General features: G+C 66.1%; 22 protein-coding genes. 11 read left to right on the top strand and 11 right to left on the bottom strand.

Going from position 1 to position 25,692, the window contains the following annotated elements; all coding sequences use genetic code 11:
• The first annotated feature begins 46 nt into the window (after positions 1 to 46).
• From LH19_RS13800 to LH19_RS13775, 6 genes are all read left to right on the top strand, one after another.
• Complete coding sequence (locus LH19_RS13800) at positions 47 to 1,249, top strand: DmpA family aminopeptidase (RefSeq protein WP_054728983.1); 1,203 nt, start codon at positions 47 to 49, stop codon at positions 1,247 to 1,249.
• Positions 1,250 to 1,325: 76 nt separating this feature from the next.
• Positions 1,326 to 2,564, top strand: a complete 1,239-nt coding sequence (locus tag LH19_RS13795; protein ID WP_054728980.1) for a glycosyltransferase family 4 protein — start codon at positions 1,326 to 1,328, stop codon at positions 2,562 to 2,564.
• Positions 2,561 to 3,103, top strand: a complete 543-nt coding sequence (locus LH19_RS13790; RefSeq protein ID WP_054733565.1) for a sigma-70 family RNA polymerase sigma factor — start codon at positions 2,561 to 2,563, stop codon at positions 3,101 to 3,103. The genes LH19_RS13795 and LH19_RS13790 overlap by 4 nt, the downstream gene beginning before the upstream one ends.
• Positions 3,084 to 3,806: an anti-sigma factor family protein gene (locus LH19_RS13785; protein WP_054728977.1), complete on the top strand. Its 723-nt coding sequence runs from the start codon at positions 3,084 to 3,086 to the stop codon at positions 3,804 to 3,806. The genes LH19_RS13790 and LH19_RS13785 overlap by 20 nt, the downstream gene beginning before the upstream one ends.
• Positions 3,807 to 3,863: 57 nt before the next feature.
• A complete protein-coding gene (gene pal, locus LH19_RS13780; protein WP_054728975.1) occupies positions 3,864 to 4,364 on the top strand; it encodes a peptidoglycan-associated lipoprotein Pal in 501 nt (166 codons plus the stop codon).
• 118 nt (positions 4,365 to 4,482) lie between these two features.
• Positions 4,483 to 5,265 (top strand): sulfite exporter TauE/SafE family protein, encoded by a 783-nt coding sequence (locus LH19_RS13775; protein ID WP_054728971.1) that lies wholly within the window; start codon positions 4,483 to 4,485, stop codon positions 5,263 to 5,265.
• Between the two features lie 217 nt (positions 5,266 to 5,482).
• On the opposite strand, the gene LH19_RS13770 is transcribed toward LH19_RS13775, so the two are convergent.
• The 7 genes from LH19_RS13770 to LH19_RS13740 all read right to left on the bottom strand — a co-directional run bounded on the left by LH19_RS13770 (position 5,483) and on the right by LH19_RS13740 (position 12,132).
• Positions 5,483 to 5,866, bottom strand: a complete 384-nt coding sequence (locus LH19_RS13770) for an RcnB family protein (protein WP_054728967.1) — start codon at positions 5,864 to 5,866, stop codon at positions 5,483 to 5,485.
• Positions 5,867 to 5,927: 61 nt separating this feature from the next.
• Entirely contained in the window at positions 5,928 to 6,581 is a 654-nt protein-coding gene (locus LH19_RS13765; RefSeq protein WP_054733562.1) for an outer membrane protein, read from the bottom strand.
• Positions 6,582 to 6,649: 68 nt separating this feature from the next.
• Positions 6,650 to 6,949 carry a hypothetical protein gene (locus LH19_RS13760; RefSeq protein ID WP_054728964.1) on the bottom strand — a complete coding sequence of 100 codons (300 nt, stop codon included), beginning with the start codon at positions 6,947 to 6,949 and terminating at the stop codon, positions 6,650 to 6,652.
• Positions 6,950 to 7,107: 158 nt separating this feature from the next.
• Positions 7,108 to 9,468 carry a TonB-dependent receptor domain-containing protein gene (locus LH19_RS13755; RefSeq protein ID WP_054728962.1) on the bottom strand — a complete coding sequence of 787 codons (2,361 nt, stop codon included), beginning with the start codon at positions 9,466 to 9,468 and terminating at the stop codon, positions 7,108 to 7,110.
• Positions 9,455 to 10,408 carry a FecR family protein gene (locus LH19_RS13750; RefSeq protein WP_054728959.1) on the bottom strand — a complete coding sequence of 318 codons (954 nt, stop codon included), beginning with the start codon at positions 10,406 to 10,408 and terminating at the stop codon, positions 9,455 to 9,457. The genes LH19_RS13755 and LH19_RS13750 overlap by 14 nt, the downstream gene beginning before the upstream one ends.
• The gene (locus LH19_RS13745; RefSeq protein ID WP_167346277.1) at positions 10,405 to 10,935 is read right to left on the bottom strand and encodes an RNA polymerase sigma factor; all 531 of its coding nucleotides are present in this window, start codon (positions 10,933 to 10,935) and stop codon (positions 10,405 to 10,407) included. The genes LH19_RS13750 and LH19_RS13745 overlap by 4 nt, the downstream gene beginning before the upstream one ends.
• 198 nt (positions 10,936 to 11,133) lie before the next feature.
• Complete coding sequence (locus tag LH19_RS13740; protein ID WP_054728952.1) at positions 11,134 to 12,132, bottom strand: NAD(P)H-binding protein; 999 nt, start codon at positions 12,130 to 12,132, stop codon at positions 11,134 to 11,136.
• Positions 12,133 to 12,218: 86 nt separating this feature from the next.
• On the opposite strand from LH19_RS13740, the gene LH19_RS13735 reads away from it, so the two are divergent.
• A complete protein-coding gene (locus tag LH19_RS13735) occupies positions 12,219 to 13,148 on the top strand; it encodes a LysR family transcriptional regulator (RefSeq protein ID WP_201258423.1) in 930 nt (309 codons plus the stop codon).
• Here the strand turns inward: LH19_RS13735 and LH19_RS13730 are convergent.
• Entirely contained in the window at positions 13,121 to 14,017 is an 897-nt protein-coding gene (locus LH19_RS13730) for a LysR substrate-binding domain-containing protein (protein WP_054733559.1), read from the bottom strand. The genes LH19_RS13735 and LH19_RS13730 overlap by 28 nt on opposite strands.
• Before the next feature lie 144 nt (positions 14,018 to 14,161).
• Between LH19_RS13730 and LH19_RS13725 the strand changes: the two genes are divergently transcribed.
• Positions 14,162 to 15,469, top strand: a complete 1,308-nt coding sequence (locus tag LH19_RS13725; RefSeq protein WP_054728949.1) for an NAD(P)/FAD-dependent oxidoreductase — start codon at positions 14,162 to 14,164, stop codon at positions 15,467 to 15,469.
• Between the two features lies 1 nt (position 15,470).
• Positions 15,471 to 16,991, top strand: a complete 1,521-nt coding sequence (gene amaB, locus LH19_RS13720; protein WP_054728947.1) for an L-piperidine-6-carboxylate dehydrogenase — start codon at positions 15,471 to 15,473, stop codon at positions 16,989 to 16,991.
• Positions 16,992 to 17,012: 21 nt separating this feature from the next.
• On the opposite strand, the gene LH19_RS13715 is transcribed toward amaB, so the two are convergent.
• From LH19_RS13715 to LH19_RS13705, 3 genes are all read right to left on the bottom strand, one after another.
• Positions 17,013 to 17,630: a TetR/AcrR family transcriptional regulator gene (locus tag LH19_RS13715; RefSeq protein WP_054728944.1), complete on the bottom strand. Its 618-nt coding sequence runs from the start codon at positions 17,628 to 17,630 to the stop codon at positions 17,013 to 17,015.
• A 165-nt stretch (positions 17,631 to 17,795) separates the two neighbouring features.
• Positions 17,796 to 20,048: a TonB-dependent receptor gene (locus LH19_RS13710; RefSeq protein WP_082395691.1), complete on the bottom strand. Its 2,253-nt coding sequence runs from the start codon at positions 20,046 to 20,048 to the stop codon at positions 17,796 to 17,798.
• A 272-nt stretch (positions 20,049 to 20,320) separates the two neighbouring features.
• Positions 20,321 to 22,042, bottom strand: coding sequence for a DUF885 domain-containing protein (locus tag LH19_RS13705; RefSeq protein ID WP_054728936.1), 1,722 nt, complete (start codon positions 22,040 to 22,042; stop codon positions 20,321 to 20,323).
• A gap of 299 nt (positions 22,043 to 22,341) precedes the next feature.
• Between LH19_RS13705 and LH19_RS13700 the strand changes: the two genes are divergently transcribed.
• Together LH19_RS13700 and LH19_RS13695 are read left to right on the top strand one after the other, a co-directional pair.
• The gene (locus LH19_RS13700; protein ID WP_158514401.1) at positions 22,342 to 23,649 is read left to right on the top strand and encodes a spinster family MFS transporter; all 1,308 of its coding nucleotides are present in this window, start codon (positions 22,342 to 22,344) and stop codon (positions 23,647 to 23,649) included.
• A 15-nt stretch (positions 23,650 to 23,664) separates the two neighbouring features.
• On the top strand, positions 23,665 to 25,623 hold the full coding sequence (locus LH19_RS13695) for an alpha/beta hydrolase family protein (RefSeq protein ID WP_054728934.1): 1,959 nt from the start codon (positions 23,665 to 23,667) through the stop codon (positions 25,621 to 25,623).
• The last annotated feature ends 69 nt before the right edge of the window (positions 25,624 to 25,692 follow it).

The raw sequence follows: 25,692 nt of genomic DNA, 5'->3' as shown, positions 1-25,692 counted from the left end.
TTCTGCCAAGCTCACCCACTCGACGAAAATCATCAGGGGACTGAAAATGACATCTTCGACGCTTGCGGGGTCGATCGGCGGCATGACGGGGAAACGCGCCCGCGATCACGGCATCCCCTTTTCGGGGGTGCCCGGCCCGCTCAACGCGATCACCGACGTGCCCGGCGTCGAGGTCGGTTACACGACATTGTGGGAAGGCGAGGGGCGGCTGGAGGTCGGTAAGGGCCCGGTGCGCACCGGCGTCACCGCGATCCTGCCGCGCGGGCGTGATAGCCTGTCGCCCTGTTTCGGTGCCTGGGCCTCGCTCAACCATGCCGGGGAGATGACCGGCACCATCTGGCTCGACGAGCGCGGGCTTGTCGAGGGCCCGGTGCTGATCACGAACACGCATCAGGTCGGCGTGGTTCGCGATGCGGCGATCAGCTGGGTTCGCCGGCGCGGCAATGATACGGTTTTCCTGGTCCCGGTCGTCGCGGAGACGTTCGACGGCCTGCTCCACGACATCGATGGCGGTCATATCCGGCCGGACCATGTTTTTGCGGCGCTCGACGGTGCGCGGAGCGGCCCGATCGCCGAGGGCAGCGTCGGCGGCGGTACCGGCATGATGACGTTCGAATATAAGGCGGGCACCGGCACCGCGTCGCGCGTCCTGCCCGCCGAACAGGGGGGCTATACCGTCGGCGTGCTGGTCCAGAGCAATTTCGGCGCCCGGCATTCGTTGCGGCTCGGAGGGGTCAAGGTCGGCGAGCGTCTGCTCGACGACAAGCCCCGCCCGCTCGATCCCGATCTGATTCCGCCGGAGCACGCCGGCCTCTACGCCCGTTGGCTCGGCACCGACGATGACACACGGCAACCGACGCCGAACGAAGCGGGGGACGGATCGATCATCGTCGTCGTGGCGACCGACGCGCCACTCTTGCCGCACCAGCTCAAACGTGTTGCCAAGCGCCCGGCGCTCGGCATCGGCCGTCTCGGCGGGGTCGGAACGGCGCTGTCGGGAGACATTTTTCTGGCGCTGTCGACGGCGAATGGCGGGGTGAGCGAGACGGGCGACCCTCAACCCATCGATCATTTCCCGAACCTCAACCTGTCGCCGATGTTCGAAGCGGTCATCGACGCCACCGAGGAAGCCATCGTCAACGCCATGGTCGCCGCCGAAGCGATGGAAGGCGCCAACCGTTTCTACGTACCGGCGCTGCCGGTCGAGCGGGTCTGTGCCATCCTCAAAGAACATGGGCAGCGTCGATAGGCTCAGTACTCGCTTGCCACCCGCGGAAGATCGGAGGCCAATGGAATAGAGACCGTGCGGCGGGCGTAAGCCCCGCATGACGAAGACTTTCCCCGCCGTTTCTTCTCTTGCCCCCGGATATCGTTCGGCGCCGTTGCGGCCGCTGCGCGTCGCGCTGTTCTCCGGGAACTATGATTGCGTGCGCGATGGTGCGAACCGCGCGCTCAATCGCCTCGTCGCCTATCTGCTCGATCGGGCGGGGGCCGAGGTGCGCATTTATTCGCCGGTCGCGCCGCAAAAGGCGTTTGCGTCGGTCGGCGATATCGTTCCCGTACGCTCGGCGTGCATTCCGGGGCGCCCCGAATATCGGCTCGCAGTGGGTTTCACCAAAGCGGCGCGCGAGGATATGGAGGCCTTCGCCCCCGATATCGTCCATCTGTCGGCGCCCGACATTCTCGGCCGCCAAGCGCAAAACTATGCGCGCGCCGCCGGCATTCCCGTGGTCGCCAGCCTTCACACGCGCTTCGAAACCTATCTCGACTATTATCGCCTTGGCCTGCTGCGCGGTCCTGTCGACCGCTATCTCGCGCGCTTCTATGGCGACGCCGATCATATTCTCGCGCCCACGCCGCCGATCCGCGATGAACTAACCGCCCGGTTCGGACCGGACAGGGTGTCGATCTGGTCGCGCGGTATCGACCGGGCGTTGTTCGGACCAGCGCGGCGCAGCGCGTCCTTCCGGCGCCACCTCGGCTACGCGCCGGACGACATGGTCCTGCTCTTCTTCGGCCGGCTGGTCCTCGAAAAGGGACTCGGCGTCTTTGCCGAGACGATCGCGGCGCTGCGCGAGCGCGGCCATATGGTCCGCCCGATCGTGATCGGTGAGGGACCTGCGCGCGACTGGCTCGCGCGGCGGCTTCCGAACGTGACCTTTCTCGGCTTCCTCGACGGTGCGGCGCTCGGCGAGGCCGTCGCCAGCGCCGACATACTGATCAATCCCAGCGTCACCGAGGCGTTCGGGAACGTCAATCTGGAAGCAATGGCATCGGGGCTCGCGATCGTCTCGGCCGATGTCGACAGCGCGTCGGCGCTCATCGAGCACGGCCGCACCGGTCTGCTCGTGCCGCCGCGCGATCCCGGCGCCTATGCTGCCGCCGCCGCGTCGCTGATCGGCCAGCCCGCGCGTCGGCATCTGCTCGGCAAAGCCGCGGCCGCCGCGGCCGATCATTATCGCTGGGATACGATCCTTGCCGACGTCGTCGGCGTCTACGAGCGGCTGGCCGGGCGCGATGCGGCCTTGCAATATCCGGCGCTGGCCCGACAATGCGCGGCATGAGGATCCGTTGGGGAAAATCCAGCGGCTTTGCCGGCGATGTGGCGGCGATGCGCCGTTACGCCCGGTCGCTGACCCGCGATCGCGACGATGCCGACGACGTGGTGCAGGATGCCCTGGTTCGCGCGATCGAGCGACAGGCGACCTATCAGGAGGGACGCGACCGGCGGCGCTGGCTGCTGGCGATCGTCCACAATGTCTTTATTTCGGGAACCCGGCGCGAGGCGGCCGAAGCACGGCGGAACGACCGCTTCGCAGAGACGCAGGTTGCGCATTCGGACGCGTCGCAGGAACATCATGCGCGGCTCGGCGAGATTGCGCGAAGCTTTGCCGCGCTGCCCGAGCATCACCGCGCCGTGCTTCACCTGACGGCGATCGAGGGGCTAAGCTATCAGGAGTGCGCGGACGTGCTGGGTGTACCGGTGGGGACGATCATGTCGCGAATAGCGCGGGCGCGCGCGGCACTCAGGCAACAGGACGAGCAGCGGGCCGAACCGGCGCTGCGTATCGTGGGAGGACGGGATGGCAGCCGCACCGAGTGAGCAGGAAATCGACGCTTATGTGGACGGGCAGCTCGATACCGAGGGACGCTTTGCCGTCGAAGACTATCTGCGCCAGCACCCCGAACTTGCCGCGCGCGTGATGGGGGATCTGGGGACGCGGAGCGCGTTGCAACTGCTTGCGCGCGACCGCGCCCCCTTGCCTCGCCGACTGGCCGGGGGGCTTGAGGGTCTTTCGCCCAACGCCGCCGGCGCCCGCTGGCGGCGTTGGACACCCGCGGCGGGCCTGTCGGCCTCGGGAATCGCCGCCGCCTTGCTGGTGATATTCCAGGGGCCGCCCGCTTACGTCGACGATGCGCTGACATCGCATATGGTCTCCGGAATGCGTGCCGACATGGCTTCGCAACTCGAAGCGCCGAAGTTCGACGCGCGCGAGATCCGGCGCGCGACCAAAATTTCGGTGCCTAAGGTGCCGGCCGACTGGAAGGTCACCGACGTGCAACTATTCCCCACGGAACGCGGGCCGGCGCTGGTCATGGCGCTCAAGACCGGCGAGGGCGATCATCTGTCGCTCTTTGCAAAGCGCGGGCGAGAAAGCGCGCCCGAACGGCCCGACGCGGTTCGCGAAGGCGAGCATTCGGTCGCCTACTGGCGCCGCGGCGACATGTCCTATGCGTTGGTCGGTGACAGCGGGCCTGCCGCGATCGATGCGCGGGCCGAGGCACTCGCGCGGGCGCGCTCCTGACCAATATGATTTTTACGGAACCGACCGGAGTGGGTTCCTCAACACGAGGGGGGAAATATGACGAAGAAGCTTGCTTTGATGAGTGCGATGGCCGCGATGCTTGCGGTCGGCGGCTGCGCCAAGAAGGCGCCCAAGGATCTGCCGCCGCCGCCGGCCTGCTGCGGACCGGAAGAGAGCGATCGCGTTATTCCCGGATCGCAACAGGATTTTGTCGCGAACGTGTCGTCGGATCGCATCTTCTTCGGCTTCGACCAGTTCAACGTCGATGCCGAGGATATGGCCATTCTTCAAAGTCAGGCCGCCTGGCTGGCGCGCAATCCCGGTGTCCGCGTGACGCTGGAGGGGCATGCCGACGAGCGTGGAACGCGCGATTATAACATCGCGCTCGGCGAGCGGCGCGCAAACTCGGCGAAAAACTATCTCGCGACGCTCGGGGTCGATCCCGGCCGGGTCGATGTCATCAGCTATGGCAAGGAGCGCCCGGCCGCCGCGGGATCGGACGAGGCCGCCTATGCGAAGAACCGTCGGGCGGTAACCGTGGTGATCGAACGTCCGTAAGGCGCGTGCCGGCGGGCGGGTCGCCGTGCTCGCCGGCATTTGATCGATCGCCGTTTGACAGGGCGGAGCGGCCGCTGCCAGCATGGGGCGAACCAGGAGGATTTGGTTGTTCCAGACTATGCTCGGTCACCTCGACGTCATGCATATCACCGCCGGCCTGTTCGTCGGCGTCATGGTCGGGCTGACCGGCGTCGGCGGCGGGTCGTTGATGACGCCGCTGCTGGTCCTCATGTTCGGCGTCAACGCCAAGACGGCGGTCGGGACCGACCTGCTGTTCGCTGCGGTGACCAAGACCGTAGGAAGCACGGTCCACGGCTGGCGCGATACCGTCGACTGGCGCATTTTCCGCCGCTTGGCCGCCGGGTCGATCCCGGCCGCGCTCTTGTCGGTCGCCGCGTTGCAGGGTTTGGGAGAAATCGGCGCGAAGGCCGAACATGTGATCATCGTCTTCCTCGGCTGCATGCTGATTTTGACCGCCTTCGCGGCGCTTTTCCAGAAACGTCTGGTGCGGCTCGCGCGGCGGGGCGGCAGCCGCCACGACCCGCGCGCTCTGCTTCCGACCGTGCTGCTCGGCGCCTTCATCGGGGTTGCCGTTTCGATTTCTTCGGTCGGGGCGGGGGCGATCGGGGTAACCGCCTTGCTGATGCTCTATCCGAACCTGCCGGTGTCGCGGATTGTCGGTACCGACATCGTGCACGCCGTCCCGCTGGCGCTGGTCGCGGGATCGGGACACTGGCTTTACGGCGATGTCGATCCGGTGCTCCTTATCAGCCTGCTGATCGGCTCGATCCCCGGAGTGATCGTCGGCAGCCTGTTGTCCAGCCGGGCGCCCGACCATCTGTTGCGCCCCGCGCTCGCCGCCGTGCTGCTCTTTTCGGGTCTGAAACTGCTGACCAGTTGATGCGGAGGGCCGAAATGCCAAGCGACCCGTCCACGAACGGCCATTTTCGGATTCAGTCATCGAGGCCGATCGAAACACGGCAAGGTAGCCGGGGCCAAAAAGCCTGTGGAGCCGCGCACGGTATCGCGCGCGGCTCCACAGGTCATCGGGTCAGGTAGTATCGAAACAGGGCAGGGAGGGGGAGGGGGCGCCAGGTTCCGATACGCCTCTGCTCCGACTAACGGATGGCGTCGGTAATGACCGCGGCCACAATACCGGTCGCGATCGCAACCAGGATGGCGTCGTTGCCCGAGCGGGCATAATAATGACCGCGCGGGGGAGGCCGCAAACCGCGATAGCGGCGATAGTCGATCACCCGATAGTCGCGGGCATATCGACGGTCGAAGCGTTCGCCGCGGTGCCATCTGCGCCATTCGACATATCTGGCGTGACGCCGGCCGTCGAACCGGTCCCTATGGCGATGGCGATCGTCCCGATCGAAACGTTCGTCGCGTGAATCCCAGCGGCGATCGTCACGATCCCGGTGGTGGTCCCGTGCGCCGGCCGCCGAAAGAGGCAGGATGGCGGCGAGGCACAGCGCAATGGTTGCCGCTTTTTTCATGACAAGCTTCTCCGCGAGGGGGGAAGAGCGCGGCAGGGCGTGCCTGCCGCGCTGCTGGTGCCTAGAAGCGGAAGCCCACGCCGGCGACGATCTGGTGCCGGTCGGTGTCGACCTCGAACCGGTCGGTGGTGTCGCCGTCGCGGAAACGGAAATCCGCTTCGGTATAGTTGGAGTAACGATATTCGATCTTGGCGTAGCTGCGGCTTCCGATCGCATGTTCGACGCCGGCGCCGATCCGCCAGCCGTCGAGCCGGAATCGTTCCTTGCGGTCGATGTCGCCGTTCGAGGCGACGACGTTCAGACGGGCGTTCGTATAGCCGCCTTTCGCATAGATCAGCGTATCGGGGCCGGCAGCAAAGCCGACGCGGGCGCCGACATACAGGTCGCGGCCGGGCGCCACCTTGCCATAGCCGAAGAAATTGGGGTCGCTGCGATCGGTCTTGGTCTTGCCGGTCGAATCGCTCCACTCGCCTTCGATGCCCACGACCACCCGGCCAAGCGCGAGGTCGTAACCGGCATCGAGGCCATACAGAAAGCCTTCGGTGCTCTGATCGTCGCCAGCGACGTCCGAATCCTCGGTGCTGCCGGGGCGGACGATATCGAGTCCGCCGATTACGCCGACCCTGAGGCCGCTCGGCGCGTCCTGAGCCATCGCCGGCGCCGCAAAAGCTGCCGCCGACACGGCGAAAAACAAGGACGTCATTACGCTACGCATATCATACTCCATCATGTGTATCTTGCGGCCGCTCTGGCCGCGCATCGTGATTCGGTTGTGAAAAAGGGTCAGCGCCGGTCCGACATGTGGCGGCGACGGCCACGGTCATCGACCCAGTAACGGCGCCCGTCGCGGTCGCGATAGACTTTGCGCTGGCGGCCATCCTGCGTGATGACACCGATTGCGGCGCCGCCGACCGCGCCGATCGCCGCGCCTTCCGCCAAATCGCCGCCGGTTGCGGCGCTGACCACGGCGCCACCGGCCGCTCCGATCAGCGCCCCGCGAACCGCGGCCCGCTGGTCGGCGTTGCTGGCGCAGCCCGTGACCGCAATCGCGAGTACAGGCGCCAGAATCCAAGTATTTCTCATATGTCCTCCACTAGACATGAACGTCCGAACGAGGCGCACCGACCGCTGTCGGTTCGCCGTCCTTCACGCCTAGGACACCGTGCCCCGGAGGAATCCCCACCATAAATCCGGCGGGAGCGCATTTTTGTGCAAAACGGACCCTCCGCGCGCCCGGCGGTTCAGAAGGCGAAGTCGATGCCGAGCCGGAGCGAACGCGGGCGAAGCGGGGTCACCTGATCGCGGCGAACGACCGAGAACGGGTTGCCGAAGGCGAAGGTATTGCCGCGCGCGTCGGCCACATTGTCGAGATTGAGCGACAGCGCGATCCGTCCGACGTCGATTCCGACGCCCATGTCGATGACCGCATAGCCGCCTTGCGGTATGTCGAGCACCGACCCGACGCCGAGGCGCGATTTTCCGACGTAGCGTATCGAGGCCCTCGCGGTCAGTGCCCTGTCCGCCGCGAGTTCGCGGCGCCAGTCCGCCGCCAGCCGGCCTCCGACGCCGGCGACGTTCGGCAGCGGCTGGCCCTTGCCGGCGGGACCGACCGCTTCGGAAGGGGTCAGGCGGCTATCGTTGACGAATGCCGACGCCGTGAGAAGCAGCTCGGGGTCCGGCCGCCAGCGCAGTTCGGCGTCGAGGCCGACAATCCGCCCGTTTCCGACATTGGCGGTGTAGGGAAATCCCGTCACGTCGATCAGGTCGGCCTGCATATTGTGCCATTTGTTCAGGAAGAAGGCGGCGCGGAGCGAAAGCTCGTCGCGGTCGGATCGGCCGAGCCTGACCCCGAGTTCGTACATATCCAGCGTGTCCGGGCGGAATGGCTGGGCAACGAGCCCGAGAGCCGTCGGGTAAGCGGTCAGGCCGCCGGCGCGAAACCCCTGATCGTGACGGACGAACGCCGAGGAGAGGCCGCCGGGCTGCCAGTCGAGCGCCACCGTCCGCGAGAAGCGCGCGCCGTCGCGAAAACTTTCGGCGGTATTCGGCGGCTTGGGATCGCGGATGTAGCTTTCGGTCCTCGCGTAGGTCAGACGCCCCCCGACCGTCACGGACAGCGACGGGCTCAGCGAACGCGTAACCCGGCCATAGAGCGCCGTGTCGAGGTTCCGGTCGACGACCTCGACCGCGATCCTCGGGAAGTCGGCGAGATCCAGAAACTGCGAAACGAGGCTGCGGCTATAGATTGCGCTCGCCCCGATCACCCACGGCGTTCGCCGCCCGCCCCCCGAGACGCGGGTCTCGTGCGACAGGATGGAGATCTTGCTCGCTTCCCCGAACCGGGAGACGATTTCGAACAGCGGGCTGGCATCGAATTCGCTCTCGAGATCGTGCCGCACGATCGCGGTGGTCGATACCAGCGCGGCGTCGCCGAGCTGCTTTTCGGCCCGCAAATAGGCAAGGCGATAATCGCTGCGGAAAGGCTGTGCGATCGTCGGCTCGCCGGGGCCATGCAGGACATATTGGCCCGAGGCGGTCTCGATATGTTGCCGGACATGGCCAAGGTCGAGGGTCCAGCCGCCCACATCTTCGCCGCGCAGCGCGATGCGATAGCCATAGCTTTGCGTCGGGTTGATATTCTTCGCACCCTGCGCGGGCGCATCGATATAGCCGGCGCGCTCGCCGATCGAGGCGGTCATTCGCGCGGCCCAGCGCCCGTCCGAAATCGGGATGTTGAGCATGGCGTTGACTTCGCCGCCGAGGCCGCCACCCTTGGTATATTCGGTAAGGGCCGATGCGCTGCCCGATAGCCGGTGAAGGTCGGGCGTATTGGGCACGAACCTGATGATGCCGCCGAGCGAGCCCGCCCCGTACAACGGTGCCTGCGGGCCGACGAGCACCTCCACCCGCCGCATGTCGTAAAGGTTCAGCGACGGATCGGGCGCATTGAAGGTCAGGCGGACATCGCCCAGATATTGCCCGGTCGCCGATTGCGTCGGGCCATTGAAGCTGCTGTCGGCGACCCCGCGAATGAAGATTTTTTCCCGGCCCCTGCCGAGATTGGTGGTCGAAAGCGATGGCAGGAGCCGCGTGATCGCGGCGGTTCCGTCGGTGCCGTTTCGGCTACTCCAACTGCCTGCGATATCGATGATGTTTGCCGTTCCCGGATAGCTGTCGAGCGACGTTTGCGCCTTGCTGCCGGTGACGATGATCTCCTCCGGGGCTTCCGCCGCGGGTGGAGGGGCGACGGGCCGGACGGCGGGTTTCGGCCGCGACGGTTTCGGCGCTTTCGGTACCGTTACGGTCCGGCGGACGATGCGAACCGTGCGCCCGTCGAAGAAGCGCGCTTCGGCGCCGGTCCCGGCGAGGGCGCGGCGCAGCGCTTCGCGCAGGCCAAGGCGGCCGCGCACGCCCGGCGAGCGCCGCTTGGCGAGTTCGGGATCGGGAACGGTTACCGTCGTGCCGGACTGCGCACCGATCCGCCCCGCGACATCGCCCAGCGGCCCGGGCGGAACATCGAAGCTCTGGGCCCACACCGGGGCCGCGCTGCCAAGGCTGATTGCCACGGCACCCGCGGCCGCAACCAGATCAATCCGGCGCACTTGTTGGCGGCCTCATGACCCAGATACGCCCTTCACGCTGGAGACGGACGTCGAGCGCGGCGGCGAGGCGGTGCAATTCGGCTTCGCTGGTGCCCTCGATATGCAGGTTGCCCGAAAACGGCCGGTTGCCGAGTGCGGAATCGACGCGGATGCCGACGCCGAGACTACGCGACAGATCGGACGCGACGCGCGAGAGCGGGGCGCCCGCGTACAGATATCGCTTGTGTTGCCACGACCCCACGGCCTCGATGGGCGTATCGGACACCGTGATTTTTCCGTCGCTCGCGGCAATCAGCGACTGACCGGCGTCGAGCGGGACGACCTTGCCCGCGGCGCGATATTCGACCTTGCCTTCCGACACCGCCACGCGAATCTCGCCGCCGTCGCGCACCACTTCGAATATCGTGCCGACATCGACGATCCGGACATCGCCAACCGCGACGACGAACGGGCGGTTGTCATCGTGCCGGACACGAAACAGGGCTTGGCCTTGGACCAACTCCGCCGAGCGCGCGTTCTCCCGGTCCAGCACCAGCTTCGTGTCGCCGTTGAGCGCGATATCGGTGCCCTGCTCGAGCTCGAGCTGGCGCCGCTCGCCGGCGGTGGTTGCGACTTCGTACGATTGCGAGGACAGTTGCGGTATCAGGAGCAAGGCCGCCGCGACCGACGCCGCCAGCGCGCCGCCTGCCCAATAGAGGAAGCGGCGCCGGGGCTGAGGCTCGTCGTAAAGGTCATTGGCGGGTTGCCGGCGATCGATATCGTCCAGCAGCGGACCGATCCGGTCATCGAGCGCCTCGATCCGCTCATAGGCGTCTGCGTGGCGCGGATCTTCTTCGAGCCAGGCGGCAAATGCTTCCCAGACGTCGTCGCCGCCGTCGCGCAGCCGGACGTGCCATTCGATGGCCCGCTCGATGATAGGATTCTGTTCCGCGATGCTCATGACACGCCCCCTGTGTTCTTGAGATGCCGCGGCAGGTCATGATCCCCATCCAGCAACAGCTTCGTGGCGGCGATTTCCCCATAGGCGCGCGTCAGATGCTTTTCGACGGCGCTGACGCTGATCTCCAGCGCGTTGGCGATCTGTTTTTGCGGCAGGCCTTCGACCCGGAATTGCATGAATATCCACCGTGTCCGTTCGGGAAGCTTCGATAGCGCCGTCTGGAGAATGGCAAGCTCTTCGCGCTGGATCAGCCGGACCTCGGCGGATGCGGCGGGGTCGATGTCCCGTTCGCCGGCGCTGTTCGCATCGACCCAGTCTTCCTCGCGCCGCGCGCGGCGCTGCTCGGTACGGCGGTGTAGCTGAAACTGGTTCGACGCCATTTTGTACAGATAGGCGCGGACCTCGGCCACCGGGCCGATATTGGCCGTCGAGAGCCGCAGCGAGATTTCCTGCAGCATATCTTCGGCTTCGGCGGTCGAAGCGCCGCGCACGACCAGAAACCGGTGCAGCGCCGGCCTGATCTGCATGAACGTCTGTATCAACCCGCTGCTCGACATGTTCGAAAGAAATCTTCCCGGAAAAAATGCCGGCAATAATGAGAGTTGCTGCTTGCCTGTGCGCCGCGCCGTCGGCTGGCGATTTCGGCCGCGGGCCCCATAACGAGGCGCCACGGGATTGTAAAAGCCTTTCCGGACGGGCTGCGCGATCCGTCGGATGGCGCGCCGTCACGCGGCTTGCGACAGGGTGCCGCGTTGATCGAGGCAGCCAAGCGCTTCGAGCGTATGCCTGACCGCCGTGTCGAGCGGCGTGTGCGGCTCGTTACCGAGCAGGCGTTGAAGGCGCCGGTTGTCGAGCCGCATGGGGTGGCGCCAATAGGGCTCTACTTCGACCACTTCGCGTGGAAAACCGCCGAACGGGGCAAGGCACCGCATCAGCCACCAGGGAAAAGCCCGGACCGGAATATCCCGGCCGACGGCCGCGCGCACGGCCTCGATCATTTCTGTGCCGCTTGCATCGACATGACCCTCGAACTGGAGGCGCTCGAAAGCATCGAGCCGGTCGGGCTTTTCGATCAAGCGGGCGAAAGTCTCGGCAAGGTCGGGAAGATAAGCCCAGCTGTGGCCCGCGCCGATCGCCGGATTGACGATCCGCCGAACCGGTGCGCCGGGCGTGACCATCGTTTGCGCGAACCAGCTTTGCCGGATTCCGGGGCCGAAAAAATCTCCCGCCCGCAGGATCAGGCTGGGCACGTCGGGCGCCGCTTCTTCGAGCAGCCTTTCCATTTCCGTGCGAATGGCGCCTTTGCGCGATCGCGCCGATTGCGGCGTCGTGCTGTCCACGACGGTCGTGGTTCCGGCCTCGAAATTATAGACTGTGCCCGGGAGTATGATGCGGGCGCCGCCTGCCGCCCGCGCGGCGGCAAGGCTGTTTCCGATCATCGGCAGCACCAGACGGTCCCAGTTGCGATAGCCCGGCGGATTGACGGCATGGACGATGACCGACGTCCCGGCCGCAGCCGCCACGACGTCGGCCTCGTTCATCGCGTCGCCCGCGATCCACAGGGGCGACGGACCATTTTGCCAGCCGGCTGCCGCCTGGGCCGGATCGCGCGCGAGCGCCTTGACGGTCCATCCCCGGCGCCGGAGCGCGGCGCCGATCGCGCCGCCAATGCCGCCTGTCGCGCCGAGTATCAATGCGGTGGCTGCGGTGTTCTCGTTGGTCATCTTCGATCTCCTGTAATCCGCAGCCAAGGATAGGGTTTGGACAGGTGAAAGAAATTGGCAAAACTTTCGAAACTGCTAATCAAAAAATGATGAGCGGTACCATTCCCTGGGAAGATCAGCAGGCATTCCTCGCGGCGTTCGAAGAAGGCAGCTTGTCCGGTGCGGCGCGGCGGCTCGGGCTGGCGCAGCCAACCGTCCGTTCGCGGATCGCGGCGCTTGAACGGAGACTGGGTACGGTGCTGTTCACCCGGTCGGCGAACGGCCTTGCGGCAACCGAGCATGCGCGCTCGCTGGCCGACAGTGCCCGCGCGATGGACAGGGCGTCCGAATTATTCGGGCGCGTCGCATCTGCCCCGGCCGGCGAAATCGCCGGCACGGTCCGCTTGAGCGCGTCCGAGGTCGTGGGCATCGAAGTCCTGCCACCGATATTGGCGAAGCTGCAGGCGGCGCATCCGGGGATCGTGATCGAGCTTTCGTTGAGCAACGCGACGGCCGATCTGATCGAACAGGAGGTCGATATTGCCATCCGCATGCATCCGCCGCGCGAGGGTGCGCTTGTCGCCAAGAAGATCGGGGTGATCGAACTCGGCCTTTTCGCTCATGAAGATTATCTGGCGCGCAAGGGAATGCCGGGCACTCCCGCCGATCTCGCCGGCCACGATATCATCGGATCCGACCGCGAGCCTGCAGATATGAAGTTCGCCGCGGCGCTATTGCCCGGCATCGCCCGCGACTGTTTCAAGATGCGGACCGACAGTCACCCGGCCCAGATCGCGCTCGCAAGGGCGGGAATGGGCATCGCAGTGATGCAGCGGAAAATAGGGCTTGCCGATCGCCGATTGAAAGCGGTGCTTCCGGACCTGCTTCTGCCGGGGCTCGACACCTGGATCGTTACGCACGAGGATTTGCGGCGCCTGCCTCGCGTCAGCGTCCTGTTCGATCATCTTGTGCGCGAGTTGGCGCGCTATTCGCGGCCGGTGCGATCGGGTCAGTTCGACGGCAAGCCCGCCTCGTAAATGATCCAGTCCGCGAACGCGTCGAGCGGGGTGTAGTTTTCATGCGTGTCCGGCCGGACGAGATAATAGCTCTCGGGACCCTGCCATGGCGCGTCGAACACTTTGACGAGTTCGCCGCGCGCGAGTTCGGGGGCGGCGAGAAATTCGGGCAGCAATGCGACGCCGAGGCCAGCGCGCGCCGCTTCGATACCCAGCGCGAACTGGTCGACCAACATCCCGTGGACTTCGCCGGGATCGACCTGCATCGCTGCGAACCAGCGTTCCCAGGCGTCGGGGCGCGAGACGAGGTGGAGCAGCGGCGCATCGACGAGGTCGGCGGGCGCCGTGCAGCCAAGCTGAGCGGCGAGCGCCGGGCTGCAAAGCGGCACCACATTTTCGTTCATCAGGAAATCGAGGCGCGACCCCGGCCATTCGGGCAGGCCGAAATGGATCGCCGCATCGACCGGATCGAAACGAAAGTCGAAGGGCGCAAGGCGCGTCGTCACATTGACCGACAGGTCCGGATGGGCGGCGAGGAAGCGCGGGAGGCGCGGCATCAGCCAGCGGGCGCCGAACAGCGGCAGCGCCGCGATATGCAGCGTCCCGCCACCCGGATTGGCCCGGAAGCCCAGCGTCGCGCCCGAAATCCGATTGAGCGCGTCGCGTATCTCGCGCGCGTAGGCGCTTCCCGCGAGCGTCAGGAAGACCTTCTGCTTCTCGCGGTGAAAGAGCGGCGCGCCCAATATATCCTCGAGCGCGCGGATCTGCCGGCTCACCGCGCTCTGGGTCAGCGACAGTTCGCGCGCCGCCTGGGTGAAACTCTGGGTGCGCGCTGCTGCCTCGAACGCACAGAGCAGGGCGGTCGGCGGAAGGAAGCGGCGCGGCGTCATGTTCATTCCATTCGAGAACCAGTTCCGTCCGAATAGTCGTTTGACGAGGCAGTTTCAAAGCCGATAATTCCCATATCGCATGATACGCCTCTTTTTTGGCGGCAGGGGCAGGGGAGCGAGGGCCATGGTCGCCCCGGCAACGCTATGAACAACGACCCGCTGAGCCACGGCCTGTGGGAGGCAACGGCGCCGTCTCTGTCGCCGGGCACGCCCCTTGCAAAAGAGATAGTCGCCGACGCCGTGATCGTCGGCGGCGGCTTCACCGGCTGTTCGGCCGCCTTTCATCTCGCTGCGGCGGGTCGGGCGCCGGTCGTCCTCGAGGCCGAAGACATCGGCTTCGGCGGCGCGGGCCGCAATGTCGGCCTCGTCAACGCCGGCATGTGGGTGATGCCGGACGACCTCGTCGCATCGCTCGCGGCGCCTTATGGCGAACGGCTGGTGAGCCAGCTCGGCGAGGCGCCCCGGCTCGTCTTCGACCTCATCGAACGCCTCGGTATCGACTGCGAGGCCGTTCATCGCGGCACGCTCCACTGTGCGGTCGGCCGAAAAGGCCATGGCGACATTACCGAACGCGCGCGGCAATGGCTGGCAAGGGGCGCCGATGTCCGGCTGCTCGATGCCCGCGAGGCTGCGCATTTCACGGGAAGCCACGCCTATGCCGGCGCCCTCCTCGATCGCCGCGCCGGGACAATCCAGCCGCTTGCCTATGTCCGCGGGCTCGCGGACCATGCGGCGCGGGGCGGCGCGCGCATCCATACGCGGTCGCCGGTCATCGCCTGCGAGGATCTGGGCTCGGCGTGGCGGATCTCGACGCCGGCGGGGCAGGTCGTCGCGCCGTGGGTGATTTTCGCCACCGACGCCTATTCGCGCGGCGCCTGCGCCGACATCCGGGCCGAGCAGGTGATGTTGCCTTATTTCCAGCTTGCGACGCGATCGCTGTCGCTCGAACTGGCCGCAACGATCCTGCCGGGGCGGCAGGGGGCGTGGGATACCAGATCGATCCTCTCCTCCTTCCGGCTCGATGCGCATGGCCGCCTCGTGTTCGGGAGCGTCGGCGCGCTGCGCGGGCTCGGCAAGTCGATCCACGCCGATTGGGGGCAACGCGAGATCGCCCGCCTGTTCCCGCAACTTGCCAAGGTCGAGCTGGAGCATCGCTGGTACGGCCGGATCGGCATGACCGGCGACGCGGTCCCCCGCCTCCACCTGCATGGGCGCAACATGGTGTCGGTCAGCGGCTATAACGGCCGCGGCATCGCGCCCGGCACGACCTTCGGCCGCGACCTCGCCCGGCTCGCGCTCGGCGAAATCGGGCTCGAGGATTTTTCGCTGCCGCTGAGCGATTTGCGCGCCGCGCCCTTTGGCGGATGCCGTTCGGCCTTCTATGAAGCGGGTGCGCAGCTCGCCCATTTTACCGGTTCCCGTTTTCACCAGCCTGTTCATCGAGGATCATGACATGACCAATGCCGTTGCCGCCGAAACCCGCGACCTGATCGCCGCGCTGGGGGCCGATCCCGCCTTGCTGGCGGGCGGAACGCGCATCGTCCGTTCGCCGATCACCGGCGATGTGATCGCAGAAGTCGCGGAGACGACGCCGGCGGAAGCGGCGGAGCGGATCGCTGCCGCCGCGGCGGCGTTCCGGGTCTGGCGCACCGTCCCTGCTCCGCGCCGCGGCGAATTCGTCCGCCAGCTCGGCGAGGAACTGCGCGGCGCGAAGGAGGCGCTCGGCCGCCTCGTCTCGCTCGAAGTCGGCAAGGCGCTGTCCGAGGGGCTTGGCGAGGTGCAGGAAATGATCGACATCTGCGACTTCGCGGTCGGGCTTTCGCGCCAGCTTTACGGCCTGTGCATGCCCTCCGAGCGCGGCGATCACCGGCTGACCGAACAATGGCACCCGATCGGCCCGGTCGGGGTGATATCGGCATTCAACTTCCCGGTCGCCGTGTGGAGCTGGAACGCCGCGCTGGCCTTTGTCTGCGGCGACAGCGTCGTCTGGAAGCCGTCGGAGAAGGCCCCGCTGACCGCGCTCGCCGTCCACGCGATCGTCGAGCGCGTGATCGGGAATTTCGGCCCCGACGCCCCCGCCGGACTGGCGGGCCTGATCATCGGCGGCCGCGACCTCGGCGAGCTGCTCGTCGACGACAAGCGGCTTCCGGTCATCTCGGCGACCGGCTCGACACGGATGGGCCGGACGGTCGGCGAGCGCGTGGCGCGCCGGTTCGGCAGGTCAATCCTCGAACTCGGCGGCAACAACGCATCGATCGTCACGCCGTCGGCCGACCTCGACCTGACGCTGCGCGCCGTCGCTTTCGGGGCAATGGGAACGGCGGGCCAGCGCTGCACGACGATGCGCCGCCTGTTCGTCCATGCCGATGTTTACGACCGGCTGGTTCCGCGACTGATCGAGGTTTACCGCACGATCTCGATCGGCGACCCGCGCGATCCCGGCACGCTGGTCGGCCCGCTGATCGACGGCGAGGCGTTTGCGGCGATGGAGCGCGCGCTGGCTGCGGCCCGCGCCGCGGGCGGACGGGTGCACGGCGGCGGCCGCGTCGACGTCAATGGCGAGGCGTCCTTCTATGCGCGCCCGGCGCTCGTCGAAATGGGCGAGCAAGCCGACTGCGTCCGCGAGGAAACCTTCGCCCCGATCCTCTATGTCCTCAAATACCGCACGCTCGACGAAGCGATCGCGTGGCAGAACGACGTGCCGCAGGGGCTTTCCTCGTCGATCTTTGCGACCGACATTCGCGAAGTGGAACAGTTCCTGTCGGCGGCGGGGTCGGATTGCGGCATCGCCAATGTGAATATGGGGACGTCGGGGGCCGAAATCGGCGGAGCTTTCGGCGGCGAAAAGGAAACCGGCGGCGGGCGCGAAAGCGGGTCGGATAGCTGGAAGGCCTATATGCGGCGGCAGACCAATGCGATCAACTATGGCCGCATATTGCCGCTGGCGCAGGGCGTAAAGTTCGACATCGAATAGCGCCGGGCGGCCCCGCCGGCTTCACACCGCGCGGGGCTTGCGCGCCTTTCGGGCGCTGGCGCGCGCCGCCGCTATCGCCTCCTCGCCGCACAGGATGTCGAGATAAAGCTGGGCGTTCTTCCGTCGCTCCGGAATGCTCTGCTGCACGCCGATCGCATAATAGCCGATCTGGTGATAATAGAAGACGCGCGCGCGGATCGCCGCGTGCTCGCTGTCGTAATCGATCGCTTCGAAGAATTTCTGCAGCGTGTCGAGCCGCTCGCGGTCGGCGCGTTCGACCGCCCATTCGGCGCGCTTGTCCGACCGCGCCCATTCGCGGACGGCCAGGTCGAAATGATAATCATAGCCGTCGGCGTCGATCAGGCGCCGGATCACCCGGTCGAACCACGCGATCGCATCGGCGGGTCTGGCCGGTGGCGGGGCATCGGGCAGGAAGCGGCAGCTTTCTTCCCAGTGCTGGATGAGCTGGTCGAAGAAATCGTCGCGGTCCTTGAAATTATGGTAGAAACCGCCGCGGGTCACGCCAAGCCGGTTGGCCAGCCGGTCGATTTTCAGGCCCGCAATGCCTTCGTCGACCAAGGTCCGCTGCGCGGCCTCGATCCAGTCCTGAACCGTATTCTTCGGTGCCCGTCCAACCATGCCCGTTCAATATCCCTGTCCGTGAAGCGCGCCCGGGGCGCCGCCCGATGCGATCATGGCGTCATATCGCAGAACTGCAAGGATGGCATGCAATAGTGCATGATTAAGTCTGATGCTCCCTGGCACGAAGACGGTCGCCCGGTGCCGGGCGACCGTCAGACGCGATCAGAATTTCGTCGACAGGCCAAGCGATACCGTGCGCGGCCGGATCACGCTGGCGCCGTCGATCGTGACGTTGGTGAAGCCGAGCTTGTCGAAGAGATTGTCGACGCGTAGCTGCGCCGTGAAGCGCTCGTCGAACGTGACGCTGGCGCGCAGGTCGACGGTGGTGATGTCGGGCAGCTTCTGCTGCCGCGACGGATCGAGCGCCGGGTAGGTGGCGGGCATGTCCGACTGGAAGCGCAGCGTCGCACCGACATTGCCCGTCATCGTGTCGCCGAGCGGCAAGGCATGATCGACGATCAGCGAGGTCGTCCAGCTCGGCGTCAGCGGCAATTTGTCGCCCGCTCGCGCGCCGGTGGCCGACGATGCGAGCGGGTCGATCGCCTTGATCTTGCCGTCGGTGTGCCCGGCGCTGACGCTGACGGTCAGCAGGTCCGACGGGCGCGCCGTGAGCTGCATCTCGAAACCGTCGACCGTCGCGCTCGCGGCGTTGCCCTGCAGGATGATGCCGTTGACGAGCGAATTGAGCTGGATGTCCTTCCAGTCGATGTGGAAGGCCGAAACGTCGAAGGCGAGCGCGCCGTCGAGCACCGAGCCCTTGATGCCGGCTTCGTAATTCCACACCGTATCGGGCCGGACGAAGGTCTGCGCGCCCGGCGGCGGCGTGGGGTTGGTCTGCGGACCGCCGGGGCGATAGCCGCTGGCGGCGCGCAGATAGGCGCTGACATTCGGCGCGGGACGCCAGCGCAGCGTCGCCAGATAGCTCAGCGAATTGTCGCTGAAGTTGAACGTGCGCGGCGTGCGCGGCAGATAATAGGTGATGCCGCCCGGGCCGCCGGTGCCGGCAACCTGCTTGTTATGCGCGTAGCGCAGGCCGCCCGTGATATCGAGCGTATCGGTGAGGTAGAAGGTGAGGTTGCCGAAACCCGCGATCTCCTCGTAACGCGAGGTCGTCGTCGCCTTGACGAGCTGGTCGAACGGCGCCGCGCGGAGCGTGCCGTCGGCGTTGTGGGCGAAGACCGTGGTGTAATAGATATTGTCTTCGTTGGTGTAGAAACCCCCGACCATGAATTCGACCGGCCCCAGACGGTCCGACGCGAAGCGGACTTCGCCGGTCCATTTCTTCATGTTCGGCGAGGCGAGGAAGCGGGCGTTGGAGTTGGCGGGAAGCAGCGTGTCGATCGGCACGCCGAACACCGTATCCGCGATCGGGCCGAGAACGGCGCGTGCTACCGGAATATAGGTTGCCGTCGCGTCGGTTTCGGTGCGCGACTTGTAGCGTGCATAGCTGCCCGATGCCGTGAAGGTGCCGATGCCGACGCGATATTCGACATTGGCGTTGACGATGCGATATTTGATTTCCGATCCCAGGTCGGCGAAGCTGGTATAGGCATATTTGCCGAAGGCGGGATCGAAGGTGCCGGGGACAAGCTTCTGGGTCGCATAGCCCAGATTCTCGATATTCTGGTAGATGCCGCTGAGATCGATCGTGAAGTCGCTGGTCGGTGCGTAGCGCAGCGCGAGACGGCCGCCGTAGAGGTTCGACCGGTTCACATCTTCCGACCCTGTCACGACATTGTCGGTGAAACCGCCAGCGCGGCGATAGTAACCGGTCGCGGTTACCGCGAGCTGGTCCTTGATGACCGGGACATTGACCGAGCCGCGAACCATGAAGCCCATTTCGCCGTGCGCGACGGTCGAAATCTCGCCGCCTGCCGAGCCCGAAAATGCCGACGTGTCGGGCTTCTTCGTGATGATGCGAACCAGGCCGCCGAGGTTGCTCGCGCCATAGAGCGTGCCCTGCGGACCCTTCAGCACCTCGATGCGCTCGACCTCGGCAAGCTCGGGCGACGGCGTCAGCAGCGCGCCCGCCGACAGGAAGCCGCTCGCGGTAAAGGGAACCTCGTCGATATAGACGGCGGTGGTGTTCGACACCTGTTGCGGGCCCGAGTTGAGGCCGCGAAGGATGATCGACCCCAGCCCGGGGGCGCCGTTGTCGCGCTGGCTGAGCCCGGGGACGAGCGTCGCATAGTCGCGGAAATCGCGGATACCGAGCGTCTCGATCTTCTCCGACGACACCGCGGTGATCGCCGCGGGAACGTCCTGGAGCTTTTCGGCGCGTTTGCTTGCGGTGACGATGATTTCATTGCCGTCGGCATAGTCCGACGCCGGCGCCGCTTCCTGCGCGGCGGACAATTGCGGCCACGCTAGAGCAAGCGCCGCGCATGATGTGTGGATGACCCATTTCCGTTGCATCGTGAACCTCCCGTTGAAGTGCGCGTTCCTCTGCGACTTGAGTCGCTATTTTATGCAGAACTGTCATATATTGATTGGCGAAAATCAAGCCCGGTTCTTGGCGGGGCCTGCGCTCGCGCCGCCGTTCTCCTTGTGTCTCTGCCAAAAATAATTATTAATTTACAGTATCTTGAATTGACGCAAATCCTCTCCCGAGGCTGCGCATAATAAAATTCATAAATGCATAAAAAATCGGAGGAGGCGCCCGCCGGTCGCCCGGCCGGCGCGCCGGCTCAGCCCGCGGCGATCCGTTGGGTCTGTTCTTCGACATTCCGCTGAAGCAGCGGCAGCGGCAATGCTCCGGGCCGCAGCACCGCGTCGTGGAAATCGCGGATGTCGAAACGGTTGCCGAGTGCGGCGCGCATTTTCTCGCGCGCTTCGTAGATGACGGTGTCGCCCAGCTTGTAGGCGAGCGCCTGTCCCGGAATGTCGCACGAATAGCGAACCGATTCCGAACGGATTTCCTGCTCGGGCATGAAGGCGTTCGCGCGCATATAGTCGCGCGCCTGCTCGATCGACCAGCCGAGCGCGTTCATCCCGGTATCGACGACGAGGCGGCAGGTCAGGAAAGCGTCCATCATCAAGCGGCCGAAGCGTTCCTCGGGCTCGGGATACATGCCCATTTCGCCCGCCAGCGTCGCGGCATATTCGGCCCAGCCTTCGTTGAACGCGTTGACGAACGCCTTGCGGCGCAGCGGGTGGAGCGTCTCGTTCTCGTCCTGCGTCGCAAGATGGAAATGGTGGCCGGGCACCAACTCGTGATAATTGAGCGCGCCGATATTGTTGAGCGGCCCCTGCGACAGGTTCGGCGCGTTGAAGATATAGCGGCCCTTGTCGTCGGTCGGCGTCGGTGGCGTGTAATAGCCGAAGGTCATCGAACCGGTCAGCGCGTCGGGCAGCGGCGCGACGCCATGGCCGGCCTTGGGCTTGAAATTGAAGGTCGCGTCGATGTGCGGCGCGATGCGGTCGATATAGCGCTGGAACACCGCGCCGATCGCTTCGGCGCCCGAAGCGCGCCACGCCGGGTTGTTCCTGACTGCATCGAGATAGTCGATCGGGCTCCCCGTGAAGCCTGCTTCGTCGAGCAGCGCCCGCATCTGCGATCCGATATCGGCCATCCGCGCGAGGCCGGTCGCGTGAACCTGTTCGGGCGTCAGGTCGAGCGTCGTGTGCAGGCGCACCAGCTCGGCATAGACCTCGCTGCCGCCCGGATATTGCGAAATGCCGACGCTTTCGGGAGCATTTTCGGCATAGGCGGGGTTTTTCAGGAAGGCCAGAAAGGCGTCGAAGGCCGGGATCACATCGTCGGCAATCGCCGAGCTTATCTGCGCGAGCACGGGCGCGGCATCGACCGCGGCGAGCCGCGACGCGTCGGGGGTCAGCATCGCCGTGATGCCGGCGCGGAAGCCTTCGATCAGCGGGATCGACTGTTCGAGTTGCAGGCGCGGCATAAAGATGCCCCGCTCGGCCTGGCCTTCGGTGCGCTCGTGCATCTGCTGCACGAGCCGGCCATAATCGCGGATCAGTCCGACATAGCGATCGCCGTCGCCGCGCGACGTAAAGCTGTACCCGCCGATCCGCGGGCCGAAGACGTTGAGGAGGAAGCCGCCGCAATAGGCGGTCGGGGCGAACATCGCATAGAAGCCGCCACCGAGCGGGTCGAAGACGAGCCAGTACCAATCCGCTTCGCGCGACCACCGTTCGGCAATCTGCCGTGCCATCTCGAGCGTATAGGGCAGGTCGTGGGGCAGGGCGGCGCTGTCGATCGCGTCTATGCGGTCGAGCAGCGCGCGGCCGCGCGCGGCGCGCTCGGTCGCTGCCGCAAATCCGATATCGGGAAATCGTATCGGCGCGTCCTTGTCGCCGCCGAGAAAGCCGTTGCCGTTCAGGGCCGACCAGACATCGTCGATCACGCGCAATGCCGAACCGAAATTTTCGAGGGGACTCAAGGTCATCGATATTCCTTCCCGGTGTGCGCGGAACTCGCTAGCGATAAGGCGTGGCAATTTAAATACGTTTCTGCATGTTTGATTGTCAACGGCCGCCGCGCCGGATTAAGCGCCTTGGGCCGGGCATCATCGCCGGTTCGATCTCGTGTCCAGATTTAATATGTTGAAATACAAATGTAATTTCTGGAGAAATAAAAAATGCATTTATGCATTGAATGAACCTGCCCTTCGCGATAGTCCTTTGGCGATGGCCACTGCGTGCCAACGGCGGCGCAGCGGTCCGGACTCACCTCCCGGGAAAGGCGATGATGAGCAACAAGGTCGAAGCGATCGATGCGGCGAAGGCCGCGAATCCCTGGGAGCTTTACGGGCCGGGGCAGCGGCGAACGTTGCTGTTCATTCTCTTCCTGACCGGCACGTCCAACTATGCCGACCGCAATGTGATCGGGGTCCTGCTCGAACCGATCAAGGCCGAATTCGGCGTTTCGGACACGATGCTCGGGCTGCTGACCGGGCTGGCCTTTGCGATCTTCTATGTCACCGTCGGGCTGCCCATCGCGTGGCTCGCCGATCGCGGCAACCGCAAGAAGATCATCGTCTGGTCGCTCACCGTGTGGAGCATCATGACCGCGCTGTGCGGCGTTGCGCAGAATTTCTGGCAACTGGCGCTGGCGCGGGTCGGCGTCGGGGCGGGGGAGGCGGGGGCGGTGCCCCCCGCGCAGAGCCTGATCGCCGATTATTACCCGCCCGAACAGCGGGCTGGCGCGCTCGGCGTCTATATGATGTCGTCGATGGCGGGTTATATCATCGGCATGACGGCCGGCGGCTGGGTCGCGCAGCATTATGGCTGGCGCGAGGCTTTCCTCGTCATCGGCCTGCCGGGTTTCCTGCTCGCGGTCGCGGCGCATTTCGTCCTGCGTGAGCCCCGGCTCCAGGCCGGCTTCGCCGTCGCTCCCGAAGCGACCGAGGATGCGCGGCAAAGCATCAAGCTGCTGCTCGCCAAGCCCGCCTATCGCAACATCGTCTATGCGCTCGTCGTTTATTTCCTGATGGCCTATGGCGCGCTGGTCTTCACCGCTTCGTTCATGATCCGGGTCCACGGGCTGACCGTGGCCGAGGCGGGCGGGCTGTTCGGGATCATGTCGGCGGTCGGCGCGGTCGTCGGCAATCTCGGCGGCGGCAAGCTCGGCGACTATCTGGCGAAACGCGATATCGCGTGGGTGGCGAAGTTTCCGGGGCTCGCGCTGATCGCGGCGCTGCCGCTTTATGTCGGCTCGTTCGCCATGGGTTCGGTGGCCCTGATGATCCCGCTGTCGCTGATTGGCGGCATATTGCTGACCGGCGCGGTCCCGACGATCTTCGCGGCGCTGCACGTCATTTGCGGCAGCAAGCGGCGGGCGATGGCGGTCGCGCTCGCCTTTTTCTTCGCCAATCTGATCGGGCTCGGGCTCGGTCCCGTCCTTGCCGGCGCGATCAGCGATCATATGGCGCAGATCTACGGCCCCGCCGAAGGGTTGCGCTATGCGCTGATGATCATGTCGCTGACCTTTTTGCCGGCCGGAATCTTCATGTTGCGTGCGGCGAAATATCTGAAATCCGATCTCGAAGAATGATCGTGGGAGGACGCCATGATTGAAAAGGACATGCGCGAAACCCGCGCCGCGCGCGAGGTGAATGCGTTTTACGACACGCTCTTTCGTCCCGGCACCGATCATCTGTGGACCGCCGCCGATCTCGACCTGACCCCCGACGGCGGCAGCGTGCATTTCGCGGGGCAACATTTTCCGGGGACGCTCGAGGACGGGCCCGCCAGCACAATATGCCGCCTCGACCTGCGCGACGGCATGGTCCATCGCATCGCCCCCGGCCGCCTACACCGCAACGCGCCGGACGGACGCGCCGCCTATATCGCGAGCGGCGACGGCGGGCGCGAGCGGCTCGTCATCCTGTCCGAGAGCGGCGAGCCGCTGGTATCGATTCCGCTCGAAGCGCGCGTCGAGGCCCTCGCCTGGTCGCCCGGCGGCAGCGGCCTGCTGATCCTCGGCGCCGATCTCGGGGCGGATGTATCGGGCGCCGAGGGCGGTTATGCCCTGCGCGGCGGGGCGTCGGGGCCGAGCTGGCTGCCCGAGGTCGCGGCGTCCGACGCGCAGGATCTGTGGCGGCGGCTCTATCGCTGGTCGGACGGCAGGGCGGCGCTGCAAGCGGTGACCCGGCCGCCGGTCAATGTGTGGGAGGCGGCGTGGCTCGGCGAAGAGCGCTTCGCCGTGATCGCGAGCGATCATCACGGCGAGGGAAGCTGGTACGAAGCGACGCTGCGCATCATCGACGCGAAGACCGGAGCCGAGGAGGCTACACACGCCCCCGTCGAGCAGATCGGCGTACCCGCCGGTTCGCCCGACGGGCGGTACTGGGCCGCGATCGAGGCCTTTTGCAGCGATCGCGGGATCGTCTGCGGTTCCGTCGTGCTGGGCGAAGGCAAAGCGCGGCATATCCTCGATACGGGCGGTGTCGAGGTCTCCGATGTTCGCTGGCGGGACGAGCGGCGCCTGCTGTTCGCAGGCGTGCGCGAAGCCCAGACGGTGGTGGGCGAGATCGACGTCGCCACCGGCGAACGGCATGAGCATTGGGCGTCGGACGAGCTGACGATCGGCGGCTGGTATCCCAAAGCGATTCCCGCGCCCGGCGGCGCCGCGCTGGGGGTAATCGAAGGCTATGCCCGTCCGCCGGCGATTGCGCGGCTTGCGAACGGGGCGGCGGACGTGCTTGCCGAGTTTGCGCCCTCGCCGGCACCGGCGATTCCCGGGGCGATGCGTTACCATCGCTGGACCGGACGTGACGGGCTGGAGGTCGGCGGCTGGCTGGTGCTGCCCGATGGCGATGCGTCGAACCTGCCGCTGTTCGTCGACATTCACGGCGGGCCGGTCTGGGCACATCGCAACCGCTATGCGGCGGCGCTGCGAGCGGGGCCTGTGCTGGTCGGGAAAGGCTATGCGCTATTGCTGCCGAACCCGCGTGGTTCGGGCGGCCGGGGGCAGGATTTCGCGCGCCGGGTTCACCGCGACATGGGCGGCGAAGATATGCACGACTATCTGACCGGGATCGACAGCCTCGTCGCGGCGGGGATCGTCGACCCGGCGCGCGTCGCGGTGTCGGGAACCAGCTATGGCGGTTTCATGAGCGCCTGGCTTGTCACCCAGACCGATCGTTTCGCCGCGGCGATTCCGATCTCGCCGGTCGCGAACTGGTACAGCCAGCATTATGCGTCGCAGATCCCGTGGTTCGACCAGGCGCTGCTCGAAGGCTCGCCGCGGCGGCCGGGCGGGCAATATTTCGACCGCAGCCCGGTCTTCTTCGCCGAAGGCGCGACGACGCCGACACTCGTGCTGGCCGGCGGGCGCGACAAGAACACGCCGACCGGGCAGGCCGTCGAGTTCTTCGGCGCCCTTTCGGAGGCGGGCGCAACGGCGGCGCTCGCGGTCTATCCCGAGGACGGCCACAGCTTGCGGGGCTATCCGGCCTATCCCGACTCCGCCGCGCGGATCGTCGACTGGTGCGAGCGTCATATCGCGACGGAAGGGAACGACTGAGGCAGCGGCGCCAAAGCTCCCGATTTCGGATGCGATAGCTCGTCGTCGGTGGGGGTGGTCGCCACGCCG

The organism is Sphingopyxis macrogoltabida, from assembly GCF_001314325.1.
Lineage (GTDB): Bacteria > Pseudomonadota > Alphaproteobacteria > Sphingomonadales > Sphingomonadaceae > Sphingopyxis > Sphingopyxis macrogoltabida.
Note: the sequence above shows the minus strand (reverse complement) of the source record. Positions and strands in the feature narration are given on the sequence as shown.